The sequence below is a fragment of the Bradyrhizobium sp. STM 3809 genome (assembly GCF_000239795.1).
Lineage (GTDB): Bacteria > Pseudomonadota > Alphaproteobacteria > Rhizobiales > Xanthobacteraceae > Bradyrhizobium.
Map to the genome: position 1 here is coordinate 1 of NZ_CAFJ01000249.1, position 23,483 is coordinate 23,483.

A 23,483-nucleotide genomic window follows, 5' to 3' on the forward strand; every position below is an offset into this window, starting at 1 on the left:
TCCGGCCATGACGGAGGTGAGGAAGTGGCTGTGGGTGTGGCTCAACGAGGCCAGAACCTCCGTTGTCGTCCCGGCGAACGCCGGGACCCATAACCACTGTCCGTGGTTTGAGGCAGGCTGTTAGCTAGCTCCACCTCCCGTCTCATACCCGCTGCGGAGTATGGGTCCCGGCTCGAGGCCGGGACGACAGTCAGGGCTCACCGCACCAGGATATTCCGGAACTGCCAGGGATCTGACGTGTCGATATCCTCCGGGAACAGGCCCGGGCGGTCGTTCAGCGGGGTCCAATCCGTGTAGTAGCCCTTGACCGGGCCGAGATACGGCGTCTGGATTTCGAGGCAGCGGCGGAAGTCCATTTCGTCGGCTTCGACGATGCCGGCGTTGGGGTTCTCCAGCGCCCAGACCATGCCGGCGAGCACGGCCGAGGACACCTGCATGCCGGTGGCGTTCTGATACGGCGCGATGCGGCGGGTTTCCTCGATCGAGAGCTGCGAGCCGTACCAATAGGCGTTCTTGCCGTGGCCGTAGAGCAGCACGCCGAGCTCGTCGATGCCGTCGACGATCTCGTTCTCGTCGAGGATGTGCCACTTCTCCTGCATCTTGCCGGTGGCGCCGAAGATCTCGTGCAGCGACAGCACGGCGTCATTCGCCGGGTGATAGGCGTAGTGGCAGGTCGGGCGGTACACGACCTTGTCGCCGTCACGGACCGTGTAGTAGTCGGCGATCGAGATCGACTCGTTGTGCGTCACCAGGAAACCGTATTGCGCGCCCGGCGTCGGGCACCAGGAGCGGACGCGGGTGTTGGCCCCCGGCTGCAGCAGATAGATCGCCGCGCCACAGCCCTCGGTGTGGCGGCGGCCGTTCTCCGGCATCCACTTCTCATGCGTGCCCCAGCCGAGCTCGGCCGGCTGCATGCCCTCGGACACGAAACCCTCGACCGACCAGGTGTTGACGAACACGTCCATCGGCTTCGGGTTCTTGGAGCGCTGGGTGTCGCGCTCGGCGATGTGCACGCCCTTGACGCCGAGCTTCTGCATCAGCTGCGCCCAGCCTTCGCGACTCCTGGGCTCGACGATCTCGGTCTTGGTGTCCTTGGCGATGTCGAGCAGCGCCTGCTTGACGAACCAGGAGACCATGCCGGGATTGGCGCCGCAGGTGGAAACGGCGGTGGTGCCGCCCGGGCTCTTGCGGCGCGCGGCCAGCAGCGTCTCGCGCAGCGCGTAGTTCGAGCGCTGCTCGACGCCCATCTGCTTGTCGAAATAGAAGCCGGCCCACGGCTCGACGACAGTGTCGATGTAGAGCGCGCCGATCTCGCGGCACAAGGTCATGATGTCGACCGAGGAGGTGTCGACCGAGAGGTTGACGCAGAAGCCCTGGCCGCCGCCTGCAGTGAGCAGCGGCACCAGCAGCTCGCGGTAATTGTCGCGGGTCACGCCCTGCTGGATGAAGCGCACGCCGTGCTTCTTCGCCAGCGCGCCGTCGTCATGCGGATCGATGATGACGAAGCGGCTCTTGTCGTAGTCGAAATGGCGTTCGATCAGGGGCAGGGTGCCCTTGCCGATCGAGCCGAAGCCGATCATGACGATGGGGCCTGTGATTTTCGCGTGGATCTGCGAGCTCATGAGGGGATGGTCTCCGGACAGGTGCTTTCGCGTTCGTGGATTGGATGCCTCAGGCGCTACGCCGCTCTTTCAAGAGCCGCGGCGCTTGGCGGTGACTTCGATCTCGACCTTCATCTCGGGCTTCAACAGCGCCGCGACGACCACCATGGTGGCGGCCGGGCGGATGTCGCCGAGGACCTCGCCGCAGACCGCGAAATGCGCATCCGCGTCGGCGACGTCGGTCAGGTAGTAGGTCGCGCGGACGATGTCGGCCATCTCGAACCCGCCCTCTTGCAGGGCGGCCGCGATGGTCTTGAAGCAGTTGCGTGACTGGCTCGTGACATCGGCCGGCATCGTCATCGTGGTGTAGTCGTAGCCGGTGGTCCCGGCGACGAAGGCGAAATCGCCGTCGATGACGGCGCGGCTGTAGCCGGCGGTCTTCTCGAACGGTGATCCGGTAGAGATCAAACGGCGGGGCATTTGGCACCTCGTCGAGGGATTTTCGGCGGTTTAAGAGCTTTTGCTGCACCTGCGCAACCCCTGGCGGGGCGGGCCGGGCGGTGCCTGCCGGCATGCCTAACGCAGCCGCGTGACGTCGGGTCCGGCGGGCGGGCCGCTGGTCCAGCGGCGCACCACGATGTCGCGGACGATCATGATGCCGAGCAGGATCAGCACCAGCGTCGGCAGCCAGGTCCGCCGCGGCGGCTGCGCCGCCGCCTTCGCCCTTACGCCGCGCATGGCAGCGGCCGCTCCTTGCGGCGGCGGGCTTTTCGCTCGGGCGCGCCGGTGGCGACGATCAGGCCCGCAGCGCCGTCCAGCGCGCCGTCGACCAGTTCGAGGCCGAGCAGGCGGGCGCGCTCGAACGGACCGGGCAGCTCCAGCTCGGTCGTCTTGGACACGGAGAAGCCGAAGCGCGCGTAGTAGGGCGCATCGCCGAGCAGGATCACGGCACCATGGCCGCGCGACGCCGCGATCATCAGCGCGGCATTCATCAGCGCAGCTCCGACGCCGAGGCTGCGCGCCTCGGCGGCAACGGCCAGCGGCCCGAGCATCAGCGCATCGCGTCCGCCGGCGCTGACGTGCCACAACCGCAGCGTTCCCACGAGGGCGCCGCTGCGCACCGCCGACAAAGCGAGGCCCGCGGCGGGCGCGCGTCCGTCGCGCAGGCGCTGGCAGGTGCGCTCATGGCGGTTGTCGCCAAAGCAGGCATCGAGCAGAGTCTCGCGCGCCGCGACGTCGGAGGCACGTTCCGCACGGATCACGAACGGAGCGGCAGTCCGAGAGGGCGCAGTCGTTGAGATACGAAAAGCGGTCATGGCACGTCAGTCCCCGGCCTGCGCCGCGGGCTTCCGCCCGCGCGCAAACACGTGATGTCAGGTTGAAGGTGACGGTCTGTCGCTCCCTCCCCCGCTTGCGGGGGAGGGTCGGGGTGGGGGAACGCCCCACCCGGGCTCCTGATCGCCTCACCGCGCAGGTGAGGCAGCAAGCCGGATCAGATGTGATACGTCTTCAGCGGCGGGATGCCGTTGAAGGCCACCGACGAGTAAGTCGACGTATACGCGCCGGTCCCCTCGATCAGCACCTTGTCGCCGATCGAGAGCGTCACCGGCAGCGGATACGGCAGCTTCTCGTACATCACGTCGGCCGAATCGCAGGTCGGGCCGGCGAGCACGCACGGGGTCATGTCCGCGCCGTCATGCGGGGTGCGGATGGCGTAGCGGATCGACTCGTCCATCGTCTCGGCGAGGCCGCCGAACTTGCCGATGTCGAGATAGACCCAGCGCAGCTCGTCCTCGTCGCTCTTCTTCGAGATCAGCACCACTTCCGACTCGATGATCCCGGCATTGCCGACCATGCCGCGGCCCGGCTCGATGATCGTCTCCGGGATCTGGTTGCCGAAATGCTTGCGCAGCGCGCGGAAGATCGAGCGGCCGTACTGCACGACCGGCGGCACGTCCTTCAGGTATTTGGTCGGGAAGCCCCCGCCCATGTTGACCATCGAGAGGTTGATGCCGCGCTCGGCGCAGTCGCGGAACACCGTCGAGGCCATCGCCAGCGCGCGGTCCCACGCCTTCACCTTGCGCTGCTGCGAACCGACATGGAACGAGATGCCGCACGGTTCGAGACCGAGGCGCTTCGCCAGGTCCAGCACTTCGACCGCCATCTCCGGATCGCAGCCGAACTTGCGCGACAGCGGCCATTCGGCGCCGGCGCAATCGTACAGGATGCGGCAGAACACCTTCGCGCCCGGCGCGGCGCGCGAGATCTTCTCGACCTCGGCGGCGCAGTCCACGGCAAAGAGGCGGATGCCGAGCGCATAGGCGCGCGCGATGTCCCGCTCCTTCTTGATGGTGTTGCCATAGGAGATGCGGTCCGGCGTCGCACCGGCGGCCAGCGCCATCTCGATTTCGGCGACGGTCGCCGTGTCGAAGGAGGAGCCGAGGGAAGCCAGCAGCGACAGCACTTCCGGCGCCGGGTTGGCCTTGACCGCGTAGAACACGCGGCTGTCCGGCAGGGCGCGAGCGAAGTTGGTGTAGTTGTCGCGCACGACATCGAGATCGACGACGAGACAGGGCTCGTGGTCCAGACCTTCCTCGCGGCGGTTGCGCAGGAATTCCCGGATACGTTCGGTCATAGCACCCTCCAAACGGCCCGTTTGCGACGTGGCCCGTTCAAAATGATCCCGACACGGGTCCCTTGGGCCTGCCGCCCGATGGAAAGGCGACAAGACCTCGAACCCGAAGCCGAATTGTGCTGCCGTGGATTGGTTGGGAATTTCCCGCCCGCACACCTGGCAATGAAGGACAAGCCTTTTCAGTAGCCCGCGCCGGCGTTGGACTGCCGGTAGAGACCAAAAAAGCCCGATCCGTCGTTGCTTTAAGTCGCGTCCCCCGTTGAGAGCGGGGTGCGCCGGTTCGCCTCCGGCTGCCAGTCACGGTTGCAAAAGACGAGGTGACCTTCAGCGGCATCTCTTGAGAGAGATGCTGGGCTCCTGGAGCATGACGATCTCGATCGAACTGATCTTGATCGCAACGATCCGAGCGCCCCTCGGTTCCTCATCCCTTGGCGGCTGTCCGGCCTCTTGTCCGGATACCTACCGACTGACACACGACCACAGGCACGTGCGAAATTGGGCAGAACCGGAAATATGCGTTTTGAATTTCGTTCGCAAGGAATTTTTGGGCGCCGGGAAAGATTTCCCTCATCTGTGCTTAAGCGACACAGTGGACGGCGCCGTTGTCTGAACGCGCGTTAAGCGAGCTTAAACTTTCGTAACGCGTTCACGCTTGCAGGACAGTGTTTTTATGCTGCTCACGCGCGCTTGCTGAACGGCTCGATGCGCTGGGCGCCGCGGATGAAGCCGATCATCACGAACACGCCGATCGCGAACAGAACGGCCTGCAGGATGTGGGCGCCGCGGTCGCCGAGGCCGAACAGAATCGCCAGCGCCCAGCCGCCGGCGAAGGCCGCGCCGAACACTTCCGCGCCGATCAGGATCGCCGCCGAGATGACGGTGATCACGCTCTGCCAGGCGATCTGGCGGGCGGGCTTGGAGGTGCTGTCTGCGCTCATGGTCCGGGTCCTTTCGAGGGGCGCAATCTCTCCGATATGGCCCCGGCCTTCAAGGGGAAATGACCCAAAAAGGACCGTCTCCGTGGTAAGAGGGGCGCGTTCGAGATCCGGGGAGCAAGAGCCGATGTCCGTCACGACCGCCATGATCGACGCCCAGAGCAATCCGCTGCTCGTGGCCTGGGAGACCCCGCACCAGACACCGCCCTTCGACGCGATCCGGCCCGAGCATTTCCTGCCGGCCTTCGAGCGCGCCTTCGCCGACCACACCGCCGAAATCACCGCGATCACCCACGATCCCGCCGAGCCTGACTTCGCCAACACCATCACGGCGCTGGAACGCTCGGGCAAGCTGCTGTCGAAGGTCGCTTCCGTGTTCTACGACCTCGTCTCGGCGCACTCCAACCCGGCGATTCTCGAGATCGACAAGGAGGTGTCGCTGCGGATGGCGCGGCACTGGAACCCGATCATGATGAACGCCGTGCTGTTTGGCCGCATCGCGCTGCTCTACGACAACCGCAAGACGCTCAAGCTGACGGGAGAGGAGCAGCGGCTGCTGGAGCGCACCTACACCCGCTTCCGCCGCGCCGGCGCCGGCCTCAAGGACGAGGCCAAGGCCCGCATGGCCGAGATCAACGAGCAGCTCGCCCAGCTCGGCACCACCTTCAGCCACCACGTGCTCGGCGACGAGCAGGACTGGTTTCTGGAGCTCGGCGAGGACGACCGCGCCGGCCTCTCGGACAGCTTCGTCGCCGCCGCCAAGGCTGCGGCCGAACAGCGCGGCATGCCGGGCAAGGCGATCGTGACCCTGTCGCGCTCCTCGGTCGAGCCGTTCCTGCAGAGCGCAGGCAGGCGCGACCTGCGCGAGAAGGTGTTCAAGGCCTTCACCGCGCGCGGCGACAATGGCAATGCCAACGACAACAACGCGGTCATCGGCCAGATCCTGGCGCTGCGCGAGGAGTCCGCCAAGATCATGGGCTTCCCGAACTTCGCGGCCTATCGCCTGGAGGACTCCATGGCGAAGACGCCCGAGGCGGTGCGCAGTCTGCTGGAGCGAGTCTGGAAGCCGGCGCGCGCCAAGGCGCTGGCCGATCGCGACCAGCTGCAACAGATGATCACGGAAGAGGGCGGCAACTTCAAGCTCGAGGCCTGGGACTGGCGCTATTACGCCGAGAAGCTGCGCCAGGCGAAGGCGAATTTCGACGACGCCGCGATCAAGCCATACCTCGCGCTCGACAACATGATCGCCGCCGCCTTCGACTGCGCGACGCGGCTGTTCGGCATCACCTTCGCCGAGCGCAAGGACATCCCGGTCTGGCATCCGGACGTGCGGGTGTGGGAGATCAAGGCCGCTGACGGCAGCCACAAGGCGCTGTTCTATGGCGACTACTTCGCGCGCCCCTCGAAGCGCTCCGGCGCCTGGATGACCTCGCTGCGCGACCAGCAGAAGCTCGACGGCGACACCGCGCCCTTGATCATCAATGTCTGCAACTTCGCCAAGGGGGCCGATGGCCAGCCCTCGCTGCTGTCGCCGGATGATGCCCGCACGCTGTTCCACGAGTTCGGCCACGGCCTGCACGGCATCCTCTCCAATGTGACCTATCCCTCGCTGTCGGGCACCTCGGTGTTCACCGACTTCGTCGAGCTGCCGTCGCAGCTCTACGAGCACTGGCAGGAGCGGCCGGAGGTGCTGCAGACCTTCGCCCGCCACTACCAGACCGGCGAGCCGCTGCCGCAGGACCTGCTCGAGCGCTTCCTGGCGGCGCGCCGCTTCAACCAGGGCTTTGCAACGGTCGAGTTCGTCTCCTCGGCGCTGATCGACCTGGAATTCCACACCCAGCCGGCATCGGCGTCGAAGGACGTGCGCGCCTTCGAGAAGGCCGAGCTGGAGAAGATCGGCATGCCCCAGGAGATCGCGCTGCGCCACCGGCCGACCCAATTCGGCCACATCTTCTCGGGAGACCACTACGCGGCGGGCTATTACAGCTACATGTGGTCGGAGGTGATGGATGCGGATGCCTTCGGCGCCTTCGAGGAAGCCGGCAACATCTTCGATCCCGCCGTCGCCAAGCGGCTGCATGACAACGTCTACTCGTCGGGTGGCTCGCTCGATCCCGAGGCGGCTTACGTGGCGTTCCGCGGCCGCGAGCCCGAGCCCGACGCGCTGCTCCGCCGGCGCGGCCTGCTCGATGTCCCCGCGGCGGCTTGAGGTGAGAATGATGGCGGTGGTCCGTGTCGTTCTCGCGGCGCTCGTGCTCGTGCTGGGGGCGCGCGCGGCGAGCGCCCATCCGCATGTCTGGGTCACCGCGACCAGCGAGCTGATCTACGGGACCGACGGCTCGGTGACCGGCGTGCGCCATGCCTGGACCTTCGACGACATGTTCGCGACCTATGCGCTGCAGGGCCTCGAGACCAAGCAGAAGGGCGTCTACACCAGGGAGGAGCTGGCGCCGCTGGCGCAGACCAACGCCGAGTCGCTGAAGGAATATGCCTACTTCACCTTCATCAAGGCGGACGGCCGCAAGCAGAAGCTCCTCGATCCCGTCGACTACTACCTCGAATACAAGGACACCAAGCTGACCCTGCACTTCACCCTGCCGCTGAAGGCGCCGGTGAAGTCCAACCAGCTCCAGGTCGAGGTCTACGATCCCAGCTATTTCATCGATTTCCAGATGGCGGAGAAGGATCCCGTCAAGCTGATCAGCGCTCCCGCAGGCTGCAAGTTCGGCCTGGTGAGACCGAGCGACGGCGGCTCCGTCGCGCAGACCATGAACGAGCAGACATTCCTGAGCGGCGGGGCGAACGCCAATTTCGGAATGAACTTCGCCAACAAGATCTCGGTGGAATGTCCATGACGCCTCGCCCCAGCTCCCGACCGCTCCTGACCTGCGCCGCGATACTCGCTGTGCTTCTCGCCGCCGACGCGGCCTCCCATGCGCTGCTCGCCAAGCCGCCGTTCGGCGCGCCGGCCGAGCCGCAGGTCGGCGGCATCGTCGGCTGGATCCTGGCCAAGCAGTCGGAGTTCTACCGCCAGATGTCGGCGGCGATCCGCTCCGCCAAGCAGGACGGCTCGGCGGTGTGGTGGCTGCTCGGGATCTCCTTTGCGTACGGCATCTTCCATGCCGCCGGCCCCGGCCACGGCAAGGCTGTGATCGCGTCCTATCTGGTCGCCAACCAGGAGACGGCCAGGCGCGGCATCGTGCTGTCGTTCGCTTCCGGCCTGATGCAGGCGCTGGTCGCGGTCGCCATCGTCGGCATCGGTGCCGTGCTGCTCAATGCCACCGCGGCCAGCATGTGCAGCGCCGAGAAGGTGGTCGAGATCGCCAGCTACGGCCTGATCGCGCTGCTCGGCGCGCGGCTGGTCTGGGTGAAGGGCGCGGCGTTCCTGCGGACATGGCAGCCGGCCGCCCCGGCGCTGGCGCTGGCCGGCGCGCCTGCGGGCGCGGTGGCGCAGTCTGGTCATGATCACGGCCACGCGCATGATCATCAGCATCGCGCGCCGCTGCATGATCATCACGGTCATGATCATCATGGCCACGGCCACGACCATCACCACGGGCACGATCATGGACATCAGCATGACCACGATCATGGTCATGCTCATACATCTGCGGCCGCCGCGCATGGCCATGCCGCTCACGATCATGTCCACCACGATCACGCCCATCATGATCACGTTCACGGCGACGATTGCGGCTGCGGCCATTCCCACGGTCCGGCGCCGAGCGAGCTCGCCGGTCCCGGCGGCTGGCAGCGCGGCTTCCAGGCGATCTTCGCCGCCGGCATCCGCCCCTGCTCGGGCGCGATCCTGGTTCTGGTGTTCGCGCTGGCGCAGGGCCTGTTCTGGGCCGGCGTTGCCGCGACCATCGTGATGGGTATGGGCACCGCGGTCACCGTGGCCACCATCGCGGTGATTGCGGTGGCTGCCAAGGACGTCGCCCGCCGCCTCAGCGCCGGCCGCGAGAGCGGCGGCGCGCTGATCATGCGCGGCCTCGAATTCGGAGCCGCGGGGCTCGTGCTGCTGTTCGGCGTCGGCCTGCTGTTCGGCTACATGGCGGCGGAACGCACGACCTGCTTCTGAGCCGGTTGCGCTCAGCGACGACGCTTCTGCCCAACACGTGAGAGCCGCGGCGTACTGGATGCCCCGCCTGCGCGGGGCATGACAGCGACTGCGAGGGCCCGGCTGTCGCATCAACCAGCAGCGTCGTCCCGGGCTTGAGCGGGGACCCATACTCCGCGGCGGTCGTGATTGAGCGAGTTGCCAACGACGGGCCTGCCTCAAGCCGCGTCCTGGGGATATGGGTCCCGGGTCAAGGCCGGGACGACAGCGGAGTGTGTGGCGCGAGGGTGCCCTACAGAAGATGTCGTCGCTGCGAACGCGGGGACCCATCGCGCGGGTGATCGAGGGGCGTTGCCGGCAGCGATCCCTGCAACCGCGCCGCCGAGCGGAGTTCCGCCTCAAGCCCGGAACGCCGGCGGCGGACGTTGCGCCTCGCCGGCGCTGCGGATCAGTTGCAGCCCCCACGCAATCATCGGCTCGCGCTCGGCGCCGGTGCGCCAGACGAGTTGCTCGGTCCAGCGCGGCAAGGCCAGTGGCGGCTCATGCAGGCGGCAGTTCGGCGCGCTCGCCGCCGCAAAGCGCGACGGCACCGTGGCGATCGCATCGCTGGATGCGAGCACGCGGGGCAGCGCCAGAAAGCGCGTCAGCGTCGCGGCCACGCGGCGGTGCAGTCCCATCGCGTCGAGCGCGTCGTCGACAGCGCCCTTGCGGTCGTCGCGCAGCGTGACCAGCAGATGCGGTAGCTCCACATAGGTCTCGAGCGTCAGACCCGTCGCCAGGCGCGGATGGTCGGCGCGCGCCAGGCAGACGAAGCGTTCCTCGAACAGCGGTGCTGAGCGAAAGCGCTTGGGCAGTTCGCGGAAGACGCCGACCACGGCGTCAAGCCGTCCCTCGTCGAGTTCGGCGAACACCCGGTCCTTGTCGAGCGGCCGCGCCTGCAGGGTCACACCTGGGGCGGTGCCGGCCAGTTGCGCCACCAAACCCGGCAGCAGCACGAATTCGGCAGCATCCGACATCGCCAGCCGCAGGCTGCCGCGCGCCGTCGCCGGATCGAACGGAAGCTCGGCCGCGACCAGCGCCCGCACCCGCTCGAGCACCAAGGCGATCTCCGGCGCCAATTCCAGCGCCCGCGGCGTCGGGCGCATGCCGCCGGGCGCCCGCAGGAACAGCGGGTCGCCGAACAGGTGCCGCAGCCGGTCGAGCGCCTTGCTGGCGGACGGTTGCGCCAGGCCGACCCGGACGGCCGCGCGGGTCACGTTGCGCTCGGACAGGAGCGCCTCGAACAGCACCAGAAGGTTGAGGTCGACATGGGCAAGGCTCTGCATCCGATCATTCTTCAAGAGAATGATCAGAATTGCCAAATGTCATTTTCGGAATGACAGGACCTCGGGCAAAACAGCGGCAGTCCCAGCCATGGAGCCCGTCCCATGTCGTCCCCCACGCCCCGCGACATTGCCGAGACCTTCATTCGCGATGGCCTCGGCAAGGCCGACGCCGCCGTCTTCGATGCCCTGATCGCCGCCGACATTGTGGTCGAGACCGGCCTCAGTCCAGTGGAGCCCATCCGCGGCCGCGACGCCTACAAGGCGGTGTTCATGGAGTTCGCCGCGTCCTGGCCGGTGCGCGACCTCACCATCCACCGCATCGACGTTGCCGGCAACACGGTCATGGTCGAGTTCACGGCGACCGCCGAATTCGCTCGCGACTATTACGGCGTCGCCGCGACCCATCAGCTGGTGCCGATGCGCGAGATCCATCGCCTCGACGTGTCCGATGGTCGCATCGTGCGCAGCGTCGTCGCGGCAGTGAACCTGCCGTTCGAGTTCATCATGTACCCGGCGCTCAAGGATGCGGTGCTCGGGCAGCTGCAGAGCGTGGCCAAGCCTTAAGCCGCCCCGCAAAGGAGACGTCAGATGTCCCAGAACAAGCCCGTCGCACTCATCATTGGCATGGGCCCCGGTCTATCGGCCGCGCTGGCCGAGCGCTTCGCCGCCGGCGGCTGCGCCGTGGTCGGCTTCGCCCGCCGGCCGGAGAACTCCGCGGATCTCGTCCGCGCGCTGGCCGCGAAGGGGCTGCATCTCGAGATGCGCGCAGCCGATGCCGGCGATGCCGCAGGCCTCGCCCAAGCGATCGCGCAGGTCGAAGCCGAGATCGGCCCGGTCGAGGTCCTGATCTTCAACGCCTATCGCGCCACCTATGCGGTGCCGTCTTCCGTGCCGGTGGAGGAGCTGGTCGCGGACTTCCGCGTCAACGTCGCCGGCGCGCTCGCCGCCGTGCAGGCGGTGTTGCCGGGCATGCGCGCGCGCAAGCGCGGCACCATCCTGCTGACTGGCGGCGGCCTCGCGCTCGATCCGACCGGCTGGCTTCAGGCCGCCTCGCTCGCGGTCGGCAAGGCCGGCATCCGCAACCTCGCCGCCTCGCTGCACAAGGAGCTCGCCGGCGAAGGCATCCGCGTCGCGACGGTCACGATCAAGGGCCAGATTGCGGCCGGCACGGCATTCGCACCTGAGTTGATCGCCGAGCAGTACTGGGCCCAGCATGCGGCGCAGCAGGCCGGCCCGGCGGAGGTCGTCTATGGAGGGCGGCCCTGAAGCAGCGAGGGATCTCGCCGCGCATCAACCACCGGCGTCGTCCCGGCCTTGAGCCGGGACCCATACTCCGCGGCGGCTTTGATTGAGCGAGTTGCCAGCTACACGCCTGCCTCAAACTGCTTCTTGTGGCTATGGGTCCCGGGTCAAGCCCGGGACGACAGCGTGGGTGTGGACGCGGAGGGGCCATGCCCCTGCGGCCGCAGCGCGCGGCCGAGAGCCATCAGCGGGAAATAATGGCGGTACATGCCGTAGCGGAGCATGAAGGCGCGGGAGAGCTCCGGGCCCTGCATCAGGCGCTCCTGCAAAGACGGATCGGTCAGCTTGATGGTCTGGCCGACGCCATAGCCAGGGAAGCCGGTGCCGGTGAACTCCGGCTCGTCCCAGGTGCCGGCGGACTGCCGCTCGACCAGCCAGAGGCAGCCGCGCTCGATGGCCTCCTTGTCCTGTGGACGGTTGGCGGCGAGCAGGGCCATCAGCGCCCACGCCGTCTGCGACGCCGTCGTGGTGCCGCGGCCGACGGCTGAGATATCCATGTAGGAGGCGCAGCTCTCGCCCCAGCCGCCGTCTGATTGCTGATGCGCGACCAGCCAGTCGCAGGCACGGCCGATATAGGGCTGGGTCATGTCCTCGCCGATCGCGGCCAGCGCCGGCAGCACCGCGCCGGTGCCGTAGACATAGTTGACGCCCCAGCGGCCGAACCACGGGCCGCTCGGCTCCTGCTCGCGGCGGATATAGTCGAGCGCCTGCACCATCGAGGGATGGTTGCGCGAGATCCCGAGCTTGCCGAACGCCTCGACGATGTGCGCGGTCACGTCGACCGATGGCGGATCGAGCGCCTCGCCGTAGTCGCAGAACGGGATCTTGGTCAGGATCTGCTGGTTGTTGTCCTTGTCGAACGCGCCCCAGCCGCCGCCCTGGCTCTGCATGCCGATCAGCCAGTCGACGCCGAGCTGGATCGCCTCGTCGATGCCCTTGGCCTTCCACTTGGGGTCATGGCGCAGCGGGGCGAGGGCGATCAGCGCCACGGCGGTGTCGTCCGTGTCGGGATAGTAGTTGTTGGCGTATTCGAATGCCCATCCGCCGGGCTTGACGTGCGGCAGCTTCATCGACCAGTCGCCGGGCACGCGCACCTGGCGGGCGAGCACCCAGTTCACCGCCTTGTCGACGGCGTCCGGATAGTCGCCGAGCACGCCGGCATCGTCGAACGCGAGCAGGGTGAGGATCGTGTCCCACACCGGGCTGTTGGTCGCCTGGATGTAGGTGGCCTCCCCGACATCGACGCGCCAGCCGGGATCGTTCAGCGCATCCAGGCCCTTCGCCACGACCGGATGATTGAGCGGATAGCCCTCGGCATAGAGCGCCATCAGGCCGTAGATCCAGGGCGGCTGGATGCCGCCCCAGGCGCCGTCGAAATCCTGGTGGCGGATCATCCATTCCAGCACGCGGCTGGTCGCCGCCGGGCGGAACAGGCCGAGATTGAGCTTGTTGCCGAAGTTCTGCAGGGCATGCAGCACCTTGTCGGCGCCGCGGAAGAACTTGTCCCAGCCGCCGGCATTGGCCTTGACCGGCAGCTCGTAGTCGAAGGCGTGGCGGCCGTGCGGAAACAGCGCGTCGAGGCGGTTCTCCGGCGGCAGCGGCCGGCTCGGCCGCTTCGCCGAGAGCACCGCGATCGGCATCAGGGTGGCGCGGGCCCATTGCGCGAAATTGTAGATCGAGAACGGAAACCAGAGCGGAAACCAGATCACCTCGGGCGGGATGTTCGGCGTCTTCTGCCACGGCCATTCGCCGATCAGCGCCAGCCAGTAGCGGGTGAACACGCGGATGTTGCGCAGGCCGCCCTTGGCCTCGATCCATTCGCGGGCGCGGCGCACCGCCGGCTCGCTGTCCGGATAGCCCAGCGAGCGGAGCGCGGCATAGGCCTCGACCGTGGCATTGATGTCGCCATTGGGCGCGTTGAAATACACCTGCCAGGCGCCGTCGGGGCGCTGGCTGTCGAGCAGCGACTGGCCCAGGCGCTTGCGCAGGGGATGGTCCTCGAGGCCCATGAACCACAGCGCGAGGCACCATTGCGCCTCCATGCAGGCGTTGGATTCGGCGCGGCCCACCCAGTGTCCATCCGGCTTCTGGTTGGCGATCAGCCAGTCCGACGCCGCCCGCACGGTCGATTGCAGGGCGGTCTGGTAGTTTCCCGGGTCGCGCGCCGCGCGCGCGGAGGCCGAGCTGGTCACAGTCATCACGATTCCTCTGGCGGCCTGACAGCGCCGCGACAGCCGTCGAATTCACCCCGCCCTATAGGGAATTTCGCCGCCAATTCCAATCAACTGGCCGTAGCCCGTGAGATCAGATCGGAAACGAAAGGCGTACGGACGGAGGTCTTCCGCGGTCGTGGTTAGCACCTCGGCCCGGATCAGGATGTGACGCTGATCACCCCGAGGGCATCTCGCACTCAGATCGGCAGGTAATGGCGCAGCAAGGGGAGGAAAAAGATCCCGGCCGTGATCAGGAAGCCGATCGCCCACAGGATCGAGCGCAGGGAGGGCCGGTCGCCGATATAGGTCAGCACATAGGCCGCCCGAACGATCACGAACAGCACCGACAGCTCGTTGATGAGGCTCTGCGGCGCCGCGCGGAACTCGGCCAGCAGCACGGCGGCGGCGAAGAACGGAAACGCCTCGATGCCGTTCTGGTGGGCGCCCAGCGCCCGCTCGCGGATGCCGCCGTGGTAAAACGCGGGATCCCTGGGTCTGGCATTGTCGTAGCGGCCGGCGCCCTCGACGCTGATCCATTTCGCCGGCACGATCGTTACGAGGTAGAGCATTACGCTGGCGAAAATGCATAGCTCAGCAATCGTCATGGCTCCTCCACACCGGCTCCTCCAGCCCGATGACATCGGTGAAATGGCCCTTATCTTGACAATGTCGAAACAAGCCGCCAAGCCACGCCCTTCACCAGTCACGGGCATCATGACCGCCGCCATCTCTCTCGACAATGCCAAGCCTGTCGATGCCAAGCCTGTGGCTGTCGGCCCCGTCGATCCCAAGCCGCAGCCGGTTGCACCCGCCGCGCGCGTCGGCGTGCTGCTGGTCAATCTGGGAACGCCCGACACGGCGGATGCCGCCGGCGTGCGGGTCTATCTCAAGGAGTTCCTGTCCGACCGCCGTGTGATCGAGGACCAGGGGCTGCTGTGGAAGATCATCCTCAACGGCATCATCCTCAACGTCCGGCCGCGCAAGAAGGCCAAGGACTACCAGTCGATCTGGAACAATGAGAAGAACGAATCGCCGCTGAAGACGATCACGCGCGCGCAGAGCGAGAAGCTCGCAGCCAGCGTGGCGGACCGCAGCCACGTCATCGTCGACTGGGCGATGCGCTACGGCAATCCGTCGATCAAGGCCGGCGTTGATGGCCTGATGGCGAGGGGATGCGACCGAATCCTGGTGGTGCCGCTCTATCCGCAGTACTCCGCGGCGACCTCGGCCACCGTCTGCGACGAGGCGTTCCGGGTGCTGACCGAATTGCGCGCGCAGCCGACGCTGCGGGTGACGCCGCCGTATTACAAGGATGATTTCTACATCGAGGCGCTCGCGGTTTCGATCGAGGAGCATCTCAAGACGCTGGCTTACAAGCCCGAGCTGATCGTGGCCTCGTTCCACGGCATGCCGAAGGAATATGTCGACAAGGGCGATCCCTATCGGGAGCAGTGCGTCGCCACCACCGAGCTGCTGCGCAAGCGGCTCGGCATGGACGACACCAAGCTGCTCTTGACCTTCCAGTCGCGCTTCGGCTTCTCGGAATGGCTGCAGCCCTACACCGACAAGACCATCGAGAAGCTCGCCAAGGACGGCGTGAAGCGCATCGCCGTGGTCATGCCGGGCTTTTCCGCCGACTGCCTGGAGACGCTGGAGGAGATCTCCGGCGAGAATTGCGAGATCTTCAAGCACAATGGCGGCGAGGAATTCTCCGCCGTGCCCTGCCTGAACGACAGCGCGCCGGGCATGGAGGTGCTGCGGCAACTGGTCCTGCGCGAGCTGCAGGGCTGGCTTTGAGCGGCAGGCGGTATCGACCGCCTGCTGGGGAAGCTCCCCGCTGGAACAAGATGAACGGCCGCGTGGCGGTCGAAAATATGTTCCTGAACCGTGCCCATCCGACCCCCGACAAAATCATGCAGCAATCCCTAGATTGTATTGCTGCAGATGCTGGTGAGGAGACGGCCGTCTCCTCCCTTGGAGGGTCCATGAGCGGTTTCGACATTTTCGCCATTGCGCTGGTGCTGCTGGTCATCTTCACGCTGGTGTCCGGCGTGAAGACCGTGCCGCAGGGCTTCGACTGGACCGTGGAACGGTTCGGCAAATACACCCGCACCCTGTCGCCGGGCCTCAACATCATCGTGCCGTTCTTCGACCGCATCGGGCGCAAGATCAACATGATGGAGCAGGTGATCGACATTCCCGAGCAGGAGGTCATCACCAAGGACAACGCCACCGTGACGGTGGACGGCGTCGCCTTCTACCAGGTGTTCGACGCGGCCAAGGCGAGCTACGAGGTCGCCAACCTCAACCAGGCGATCATCACGCTCACCATGACCAACATCCGCTCGGTGATGGGCTCGATGGATCTCGACCAGGTGCTGTCGCACCGCGACGAGATCAACGAGCGGCTGCTGCGCGTCGTCGACGCCGCGGTGTCGCCCTGGGGTCTCAAGGTCAATCGCATCGAGATCAAGGACATCGTGCCGCCGGCCGATCTGGTCGAGGCGATGGGCCGGCAGATGAAGGCCGAGCGCGTCAAGCGCGCCGACATCCTGCAGGCCGAGGGCCAGCGCCAGTCGGAGATCCTGCGCGCGGAGGGCGCCAAGCAGAGCCAGATCCTGCAGGCCGAAGGCCGCCGCCAGTCTGCGTTCCTCGATGCGGAAGCGCGCGAGCGCGCCGCGGAAGCCGAGGCCAAGGCGACGCAGATGGTGTCGGATGCGATCGGCAAGGGCGATGTCGCGGCGCTCAACTACTTCATCGCCGACAAATACATCAAGGCGTTCGGTCAGCTCGCCGACTCCCCGAACCAGAAGGTGATCATGCTGCCGATCGAGGCGACCGGCATGCTCGGCTCGCTCGCCGGCATCGGCGAGATCGCCAAGGCGACGTTCGGCGAGAGCGCGGCCTCGGCAGTGGCGGCCGCGCGCCGCGGCGGCTCGGTGCCACCGGCGGGCACGCCGCCGAAGCCGCCGGCGCCGCCGCAGGCCTGAGGCAGGAGGTCATCTTATGAGCGACATGTTCGTGACGCTCGGCAGCTGGAATTGGCTGATCTTCGGCGTCATCATGATGGCGCTGGAACTGCTCGCGCCGGGCGTCTTCCTGTTCTGGCTCGGCCTCGCCGCGCTGCTGGTCGGGGTGCTGTCCTTCGTGTTCGCGCCGGGCTGGCAGTTGCAGATCCTGCTGTTCGCGCTGTTTGCGATCGCCGCCGTGCCGCTCTGGCGGCGCCTCGCGCGCGCAAATGCGGCGCCGTCGGAGGACAATCCCTATCTCAACCGCCGCTCGGCGGCCCTGGTCGGCCGCGAGTTCACCCTGGAAAAGCCGATCGTCGACGGCAACGGCACGGTGCGGATCGACGACACCGTGTGGCGCGTGGCGGGCCCGGATATTCCCGCCGGCAGCCGCGTGCGCATCGTGCAGGCGGATGGCGCTCAGTTGAGGGTGACGGCGGCGTAGGGGCAAAGTCTCGCTGCAGAGACACGTGAGATGGCTAACACGGTCGAGCGTGCAAGCGGGTTGCGTGCTATTGGGCCCAGCTTGCTAAGCTCGCGCCGCGAGATGCAGCGCCCTCTCCCCTTGCGGGAGAGGGCATCTCCGGCCCATCAACATGCTCGCTTGGGTGAGGGGTATCTATCCGCGACTTGTGCTCTTCGAAGCATACCCCTCACCCAACCGAATTTGCCGCGCTGTCCTCCATGCCCTCTCCCGCAAGGGGAGAGGGCGCAGTCATGAGCACTGTGGATACTGCTCTGACCGCACCGGGTATGACGGCGGGACGCAATGCTGCCGTTCAGTTCTGCAGCCTCACGCCCAGCATCACCACCGTGCCCGACGAACCCGCGCCGGCGATGTTCGAATCCAGCCTGTCGTAGCGCAGCGTGCCCTTGACCCACAGGCTTCGCGTCATCTTGTAGATCAGGTTGCCTTCCGCGGAATAGGTGCGGTCGTTGCGGCCGTAGCCCTGATAGTCGAGCGTGCCGAAGGTGAACTTGCCGATGCCGGTCAGCCAGCGGCGGAAGTCGTGGTCGACCTGCACCGTGTAGGTGCGCACCAGCACGCCGGAGGCGCCGGCGACGGTGGTCTCGGCGACCTGCGTGTCGGAGAAGAAGCGCGCGGTCGTCAGCGGCGTCGCCGACCAGACCAGCGAGGCCGACGTCAAGAAGCCCTGCAGCCGGTTGAGCCGCGGATCGGTGTAGCTGCGGGTGGCGTAGCCGAGCGAGAGTTCGCCGGTGAGAATCCGCGTGAACTCGAACGAGGTGCCGGCCTTGGCATAGCCGCCGGCGGAATCGCGCTGGTAGCCGGAGCGGTCGAACTGCAGGTCGTAGGTGCGGGTGTTGCCCTGCACCTCGGCGAACGGCTTCAGCCCCGGCGTGACCTCGTAGGACACCCGGCCGATGCCGCCGAGCTGGTTGTAGTTGCGGTCGTCGTTCGAGGTCGTCGTGCCGTCGGTCAGCTTGCTGTCCTGATAGCTGGTGCGATCGGCGGTGGCGCCGGCGGAGATCTGCAGCCGGTTGAAGCGCTGGTCGAAGCCCAGGGTGGTGCCGAGCGTGGTGTAGACCGGATAGCGGGCGAGGCCGGCCTGGATGCTCGGGCTGCCGGGATTGTCGGTCGCCGCGCGCAGGCGAAGCTGGGCGCCGACGGAGGTGTCGCGGGTGATGTCGAGGCGGCCATCGACATGGCCAGTGAAATCGGGGCGGTCGAGCGTGGTCGGCGCCGAATTGATGCCGCCGTCCATCATCGCGGGCAGGGTGCTGCCATAGCCGGTGAACGAGCCGCGCAGGTCGGCCACCAAGGCGTGGCGATCCCAGTTCGATACGGCGAGGAATTCCGGCGCGATCATCCAGGCCGGCATGCCGCGCGGATTGGCGAGGCGGGCCGGATTGCTGTCATAGCCCGCCGAGACTTCGACCGCGCCCTTGATCAGGAACGGTCCCACGTAGTCGCCGACCGCGCCGAACGGATCGTCGTCGATCTTGAGCCGCTTGCGTGGCGGCTGGCCAGGCACCGTGCCGGCCATGGCCGGGGGGACCGGCTGCCGGTTGGCGGAGGCCGAGGGCGGCAGGGTCGGCCGCAACTGGCCGGTCAACTCGCCGGAGGGGCGGGTGCCCGGGCCGGCTGCCGGCTTCGGCCGCGGCTGGGCGGGATAGTATTTGGGCTTCTTGCGGGTCCGGTTCAGCGAATCATAGCCGACATCGGCGGCACCGCTGGCCGCGGGCACGCCGGGCAGCGGGACGCGGCTGGCGGCAGAGACAGAACTGGCTGCAGGCGGGGCGGTGGGGACGCCCGGTGTCGGCACAGGGTCGGAGAGCCCGCTCACCGTGGTTCGCCGCAGCGGCGAGTCCTGGGGGGCGAGGAAGCCATCGCGGACGGGGCTGAGCACGTCGAGGGTCTGGGACCGGGCCTGGACGCCCAGCGCGCCGAGCAGCAGGCATGCGGCAGAGGCGCCGCACCATCGCGCACGCCTCCTGCGGCCGCTGTCAGGCCTCCACCCCACGATGAAAATACTCCAACAAAATCAACTGCGTCGTCGGGGAGTCCCGCGCCGCCGGCCAACACCGTCGTTAAGGGAGTAAAAACAAATATGGTTAATGGGCTGTTGATGACGCCTGGCCGCCTTACCCATGCTAAAGAGCGGCGCCTGACTGGTTCATCCCTGGAAGCAAGCATGCCGAGATCGAAGCCGTTGACCGACGCCCCTCCCGCCAACGCGGACATCCAATCGGCACTGCGGACGCTCGACGCCGGCAGCAACGGTATCGCCGCGATCTCGGCAGCGCTGCGCGGCTCGCTGGGGGCGGCCTTCGCCGCCGCCGTCGAGCTGATCCGCAAGGCCAAGGGCCGCGCGATCCTCACCGGGCTCGGCAAGTCCGGCCACGTCGCACGCAAGATGGCCGCGACCCTGGCCTCGACCGGCACGCCGGCGTTCTTCGTCCATTCCGCCGAGGCCGGCCACGGCGATCTCGGCATGATCACCTCGGATGACGTCGTCATCGCGCTGTCCTGGTCCGGTGAGCAGCCGGAGATGAAGACGCTGGTCAACTACACCAAGCGCTTCGCCATCCCGATGATCGCCATCACCTCGAACGCCCAGTCGTCGCTGGGGCAGGCCGCGCGCATCGTGCTGGAACTGCCGAAGGCACGCGAGGCCTGTCCGCACAATCTGGCGCCGACCACCTCGACCCTGATGCAGGCCGCAATCGGCGATGCCTTGGCGATCGCGCTGCTCGAGGGCCGCGGCTTCACCGCGCTGGAATTCGCCAACTTCCATCCGGGCGGCAAGCTCGGCGCCATGCTCAAGCACATCTCCGATTTGATGCGCTCAGGCGACGCCGTGCCGCTGAAGCCGCTCGGCACCGGCATGGCTGACGCGCTGGCCGAGATGTCGGCCAAGGGCCTCGGCTGCGTCGTCATTGTCGACGGCCGCGGCCACGTCGCGGGCATCATCACCGACGGCGACCTGCGCCGGAAGATGCGCGCCGATCTGCTGTCCGTCGCGGTCGACGAGATCATGACCGCCAACCCGCGCACCATCCGTCGCGAGGCGCTGGCGTCGGAGGCGCTGGAGATCCTGAACTCCGCGAAGATCACCACCCTGATCGTGACCGACGGCTCGAAGCCCGTCGGCATCCTGCACATGCATGATCTCTTGCGCGCCGGGGTGGCGTGATCGTCTCAGACGGCTTCATGCGGTCGCGGGAAGCGGGCGGCGCCTGGCTCCAACGGCAGTCCGAGCGCGTTGGCGAGGCAGGAGACGGTGCGGTAGAAGCCGCAGAGCAGGATGACCTCCAGCACCTGATCCTCGGCGTAGCAGGCTCTCAGCCTGACAAACTCGCGGTCATCCAGGTTCGCGCGCGCATGCAGCGCGTCGACCGCTGCGATCAGCGCTCGCTCCCGATCAGACCAGCATGACGCATCCGGCGGTCCAAGGACCGTTGCGTCGATCTGCTGCGCGGTCAGCCCGGCCCCCGCCGCGAAAGCCGCGACATGGACGCCCCATTCATATTCGCAGGCATTGAGCGCGCAGGTGCGGTCGATGACGATCTCGCGGTCGCGCAGCGAGAGCGGGCCGCGATCCAGGAGGCTCCCACCGCGGAATTTGCTCCAGGCCCGCGGATGGCCGGCCATGACGCGGAACAGCAGCAAGGGCGGCGCGCCGCGCATGATCTGGTCGAATTGGGCCTGGATATCGGCCGGGTAGGGTGGCTGGAGAGCGTCGAGGCGGAGCATGGTGACGTCCCTCCGGATCGTGTGCTACATTTTATGTAGCGTAATGCTACGCTTTTCGTAGCATTTGGCAAGGACCGGAATCGCAATGTCTCAAGCCATCAAGCCTGGCCGCGTCCGCGGCTCGCGCACGGGCCGCCCGATCATGGCACTGCTCGATCTGCTCGGCCGCCGCTGGTCGCTGCGCATCCTGTGGGAGCTGCGCGCCGGCGCGCTCACCTCGCGCGCGCTGCGCACGGCGTGCGATGATGCGTCCCCGACCGTGCTGCAAACCCGGTTGGACGAACTGCGCGGGGCGGGCTTCCTTCAACTTGGGGACGACGGCTATGGGTTGACGCCGCTCGGGCGGGAGCTGCTGGAGAACTTCCTGCCCCTGCACCGCTTCGCCGACCGCTGGCGCAAGCAGATGGACTGAGCGGCGGGGCAGGGCCACCATGCTCGTGTCCGGCTGTCTGCCCGCAACGGCTCGTGCTATGGCTCCGGCCGTAACAAGAAGGCGGGGCGATGCCGGACCATTTCGATCTCGACAGATATCTCGCGCGAATCGGCTATCGCGGACCGCTGGTGCCGACCTTCGAGACGCTCGCCGGATTGCAGGCCGCGCATGTCGATGCGATCGCGTTCGAGGGCATCGATCCCCTGCTCGGCAGGCCCGTGAACATCGACCTCGCCGCGGTGCAGGCCAAGATCGTCGACGGCCGCCGCGGCGGCTATTGCTTCGAGCAGAACGCCTTGTTGAAGGCGGCGCTGGAGGCGATCGGCTTCGCGGTGACGCCGCTGTCGGCGCGGGTGCGCTGGCGCCTCGACGCGGCCGCGCCGCTGACGCCGCGCACGCACATGATGCTCAAGGTCGACCTGCCGGAGGGGCCCTATCTCGCCGATGTCGGCTTCGGATCCTGCCTGCTCGATACGCCGCTCCGGATGGTGCCCGACGTGGAGCAGGCAACCGCGATGGGCACCTTCCGCCTGACGCTCTCCGACGGGCTGTACTGGCTCGCGGCCAGGCAGCCGACCGGCTGGCGCATGATGTATGTGTTCGACCTCGCGCCGCAGATCCACGCCGACTACATGCTCTCCAACTGGTTCACCTCGACCAGTCCGCTCACGCCGTTCACCTCGATGCTGATCCTGGAGCGGCTGACATCGGAGCTGCGCTACAAGCTCGTCAACCGCCGGCTGGTCGTCGAAGGCCGCGACGGCGAGATCAGGAGCGAGCAGATCATCGAGACGCCCGAGGCGTTGCAGCGCGTGGTCGAGGAGGTCTTCGGCGTCACATTCCCTGTCCATGTCGACGTGGTCTGGGCGCGGATCGAGAGCTGATCGGAAGGCGCTGCGATGGCGGACGAGTTTCGACTGGAGCCCTATCTCGCCCGCATCGGCTATCGCGGACCGCTCGCGCCGGACATGCCGACGCTGGCGGCGCTGCAGGCCGCACATGTCGGTGCCATCACGTTCGAGGCGCTCGATCCGCTGTTGGGGCGGCCCGTGCATGTCGACCTGCCGTCGGTGCAGCAGAAGCTCGTGGGAAGCCGCCGTGGCGGCTATTGCTTTGAGCAGAACGTGCTGTTTCAGGCCGTGCTGGAGGCGATCGGCTTCAAGGTCACCGGTCTCACAGGGCGGGTGCGCTGGCGCTCGCAGCCGACTGATCCGCTCGGGCCGCGCCAGCACATGATGCTGCTGGTGGAGGCCGAAGGCCGGCCGTACCTCGTCGATGTCGGCTTCGGCATCTGCCTGATGGATGCGCCGATCGGGCTGGAGGTCGGGCCGGAGCAGCGCACGCCGATGGGCACCTTTCGCGTTGATACGTGGAACGGGCTCTACACCGTCAGCGCCAAGCAGCCGACGGGCTGGCGCATGATGTATGCGTTCGATCTCGCGCCGCAGATCCATGCCGATTACGTGCTCGGCAGCTGGTACACGTCGACCAACGCGACCGTGCCGGCGACGCACACGCTGATGATGGAGCGGGTGGAGCCCGGCGTGCGGCACAAGCTGGTCAGCCGCCGTTATGAGCGTCAGGCGCGGGATGGCGAGCTGATCGAGGAGCGGGCGGTCGAGAGCGCTGAAGAACTCGGCCGGCTCATCGACGAGGTGTTTCGCGTGACACCGCCCGTGGCTGTCGAAGACATCTGGGCGCGGACGACGGCATGATTTGTCAGTCACTCCATAGTCGGTGATCGATCCGCCGTCT

The 23,483-nt window shown here is 67.1% G+C and carries 23 protein-coding genes; 12 read left to right on the forward strand and 11 right to left on the reverse strand.

Annotation, left to right across the window (positions count from 1 at the left end):
• Positions 1-197: 197 nt before the first annotated feature.
• The 6 genes from BRAS3809_RS13785 to BRAS3809_RS13805 form a co-directional block, all read right to left on the reverse strand.
• Complete coding sequence (locus BRAS3809_RS13785; RefSeq protein ID WP_008962712.1) at positions 198-1,622, reverse strand: homospermidine synthase; 1,425 nt, start codon at positions 1,620-1,622, stop codon at positions 198-200.
• A gap of 69 nt (positions 1,623-1,691) precedes the next feature.
• Positions 1,692-2,081, reverse strand: coding sequence for a RidA family protein (locus BRAS3809_RS13790; protein ID WP_008962713.1), 390 nt, complete (start codon positions 2,079-2,081; stop codon positions 1,692-1,694).
• 96 nt (positions 2,082-2,177) lie between these two features.
• Positions 2,178-2,339 (reverse strand): hypothetical protein, encoded by a 162-nt coding sequence (locus BRAS3809_RS36585; protein ID WP_008962714.1) that lies wholly within the window; start codon positions 2,337-2,339, stop codon positions 2,178-2,180.
• Entirely contained in the window at positions 2,327-2,917 is a 591-nt protein-coding gene (locus tag BRAS3809_RS13795; RefSeq protein WP_008962715.1) for a GNAT family N-acetyltransferase, read from the reverse strand. The genes BRAS3809_RS36585 and BRAS3809_RS13795 overlap by 13 nt, the downstream gene beginning before the upstream one ends.
• Before the next feature lie 176 nt (positions 2,918-3,093).
• Complete coding sequence (locus BRAS3809_RS13800; RefSeq protein WP_008962716.1) at positions 3,094-4,236, reverse strand: type III PLP-dependent enzyme; 1,143 nt, start codon at positions 4,234-4,236, stop codon at positions 3,094-3,096.
• 677 nt (positions 4,237-4,913) lie between these two features.
• Positions 4,914-5,174, reverse strand: a complete 261-nt coding sequence (locus tag BRAS3809_RS13805) for a hypothetical protein (RefSeq protein ID WP_008962717.1) — start codon at positions 5,172-5,174, stop codon at positions 4,914-4,916.
• Between the two features lie 124 nt (positions 5,175-5,298).
• On the opposite strand from BRAS3809_RS13805, the gene BRAS3809_RS13810 reads away from it, so the two are divergent.
• The 3 genes from BRAS3809_RS13810 to BRAS3809_RS13820 are packed head-to-tail and all read left to right on the forward strand — an operon-like array spanning position 5,299 to position 9,252.
• The gene (locus BRAS3809_RS13810) at positions 5,299-7,380 is read left to right on the forward strand and encodes a M3 family metallopeptidase (protein WP_008962718.1); all 2,082 of its coding nucleotides are present in this window, start codon (positions 5,299-5,301) and stop codon (positions 7,378-7,380) included.
• A gap of 10 nt (positions 7,381-7,390) precedes the next feature.
• Positions 7,391-8,026: a DUF1007 family protein gene (locus BRAS3809_RS13815; protein ID WP_085963492.1), complete on the forward strand. Its 636-nt coding sequence runs from the start codon at positions 7,391-7,393 to the stop codon at positions 8,024-8,026.
• Positions 8,023-9,252: a nickel/cobalt transporter gene (locus BRAS3809_RS13820; protein WP_008962720.1), complete on the forward strand. Its 1,230-nt coding sequence runs from the start codon at positions 8,023-8,025 to the stop codon at positions 9,250-9,252. Before BRAS3809_RS13815 ends, BRAS3809_RS13820 begins: the two co-directional genes overlap by 4 nt.
• Before the next feature lie 377 nt (positions 9,253-9,629).
• Here BRAS3809_RS13820 and BRAS3809_RS13825 read toward each other — a convergent pair whose 3' ends face one another.
• On the reverse strand, positions 9,630-10,520 hold the full coding sequence (locus BRAS3809_RS13825; RefSeq protein ID WP_240535673.1) for a LysR family transcriptional regulator: 891 nt from the start codon (positions 10,518-10,520) through the stop codon (positions 9,630-9,632).
• A gap of 138 nt (positions 10,521-10,658) precedes the next feature.
• On the opposite strand from BRAS3809_RS13825, the gene BRAS3809_RS13830 reads away from it, so the two are divergent.
• Together BRAS3809_RS13830 and BRAS3809_RS13835 are read left to right on the forward strand one after the other, a co-directional pair.
• Complete coding sequence (locus BRAS3809_RS13830) at positions 10,659-11,120, forward strand: ester cyclase (protein WP_008962722.1); 462 nt, start codon at positions 10,659-10,661, stop codon at positions 11,118-11,120.
• Positions 11,121-11,144: 24 nt separating this feature from the next.
• Complete coding sequence (locus BRAS3809_RS13835; RefSeq protein ID WP_008962723.1) at positions 11,145-11,822, forward strand: SDR family NAD(P)-dependent oxidoreductase; 678 nt, start codon at positions 11,145-11,147, stop codon at positions 11,820-11,822.
• A gap of 143 nt (positions 11,823-11,965) precedes the next feature.
• Here BRAS3809_RS13835 and shc read toward each other — a convergent pair whose 3' ends face one another.
• Both shc and BRAS3809_RS13845 read right to left on the reverse strand, forming a co-directional pair.
• The gene (gene shc / locus BRAS3809_RS13840) at positions 11,966-14,056 is read right to left on the reverse strand and encodes a squalene--hopene cyclase (RefSeq protein ID WP_008962724.1); all 2,091 of its coding nucleotides are present in this window, start codon (positions 14,054-14,056) and stop codon (positions 11,966-11,968) included.
• 212 nt (positions 14,057-14,268) lie between these two features.
• Positions 14,269-14,676 (reverse strand): MAPEG family protein, encoded by a 408-nt coding sequence (locus tag BRAS3809_RS13845; RefSeq protein WP_008962725.1) that lies wholly within the window; start codon positions 14,674-14,676, stop codon positions 14,269-14,271.
• 109 nt (positions 14,677-14,785) lie between these two features.
• On the opposite strand from BRAS3809_RS13845, the gene hemH reads away from it, so the two are divergent.
• From hemH to BRAS3809_RS13860, 3 genes are all read left to right on the forward strand, one after another.
• Positions 14,786-15,868, forward strand: coding sequence for a ferrochelatase (gene hemH / locus BRAS3809_RS13850; protein ID WP_008962726.1), 1,083 nt, complete (start codon positions 14,786-14,788; stop codon positions 15,866-15,868).
• A 188-nt stretch (positions 15,869-16,056) separates the two neighbouring features.
• A complete protein-coding gene (locus tag BRAS3809_RS13855; protein WP_008962727.1) occupies positions 16,057-17,061 on the forward strand; it encodes an SPFH domain-containing protein in 1,005 nt (334 codons plus the stop codon).
• Positions 17,062-17,077: 16 nt separating this feature from the next.
• The gene (locus tag BRAS3809_RS13860; protein WP_008962728.1) at positions 17,078-17,524 is read left to right on the forward strand and encodes an NfeD family protein; all 447 of its coding nucleotides are present in this window, start codon (positions 17,078-17,080) and stop codon (positions 17,522-17,524) included.
• A 334-nt stretch (positions 17,525-17,858) separates the two neighbouring features.
• Here BRAS3809_RS13860 and BRAS3809_RS13865 read toward each other — a convergent pair whose 3' ends face one another.
• A complete protein-coding gene (locus tag BRAS3809_RS13865) occupies positions 17,859-19,562 on the reverse strand; it encodes an outer membrane beta-barrel protein (RefSeq protein WP_008962729.1) in 1,704 nt (567 codons plus the stop codon).
• A 171-nt stretch (positions 19,563-19,733) separates the two neighbouring features.
• On the opposite strand from BRAS3809_RS13865, the gene BRAS3809_RS13870 reads away from it, so the two are divergent.
• Complete coding sequence (locus tag BRAS3809_RS13870; protein WP_008962730.1) at positions 19,734-20,735, forward strand: KpsF/GutQ family sugar-phosphate isomerase; 1,002 nt, start codon at positions 19,734-19,736, stop codon at positions 20,733-20,735.
• Between the two features lie 5 nt (positions 20,736-20,740).
• On the opposite strand, the gene BRAS3809_RS13875 is transcribed toward BRAS3809_RS13870, so the two are convergent.
• Positions 20,741-21,295, reverse strand: coding sequence for a carboxymuconolactone decarboxylase family protein (locus BRAS3809_RS13875; protein WP_008962731.1), 555 nt, complete (start codon positions 21,293-21,295; stop codon positions 20,741-20,743).
• A gap of 85 nt (positions 21,296-21,380) precedes the next feature.
• Here BRAS3809_RS13875 and BRAS3809_RS13880 point away from each other — a divergent pair, with 85 nt between their 5' ends.
• The 3 genes from BRAS3809_RS13880 to BRAS3809_RS13890 all read left to right on the forward strand — a co-directional run bounded on the left by BRAS3809_RS13880 (position 21,381) and on the right by BRAS3809_RS13890 (position 23,443).
• On the forward strand, positions 21,381-21,707 hold the full coding sequence (locus BRAS3809_RS13880; RefSeq protein ID WP_008962732.1) for a winged helix-turn-helix transcriptional regulator: 327 nt from the start codon (positions 21,381-21,383) through the stop codon (positions 21,705-21,707).
• 89 nt (positions 21,708-21,796) lie between these two features.
• A complete protein-coding gene (locus BRAS3809_RS13885) occupies positions 21,797-22,612 on the forward strand; it encodes an arylamine N-acetyltransferase family protein (protein WP_008962733.1) in 816 nt (271 codons plus the stop codon).
• A 15-nt stretch (positions 22,613-22,627) separates the two neighbouring features.
• Positions 22,628-23,443 (forward strand): arylamine N-acetyltransferase family protein, encoded by an 816-nt coding sequence (locus tag BRAS3809_RS13890; RefSeq protein ID WP_008962734.1) that lies wholly within the window; start codon positions 22,628-22,630, stop codon positions 23,441-23,443.
• Positions 23,444-23,483 lie beyond the last annotated feature (40 nt).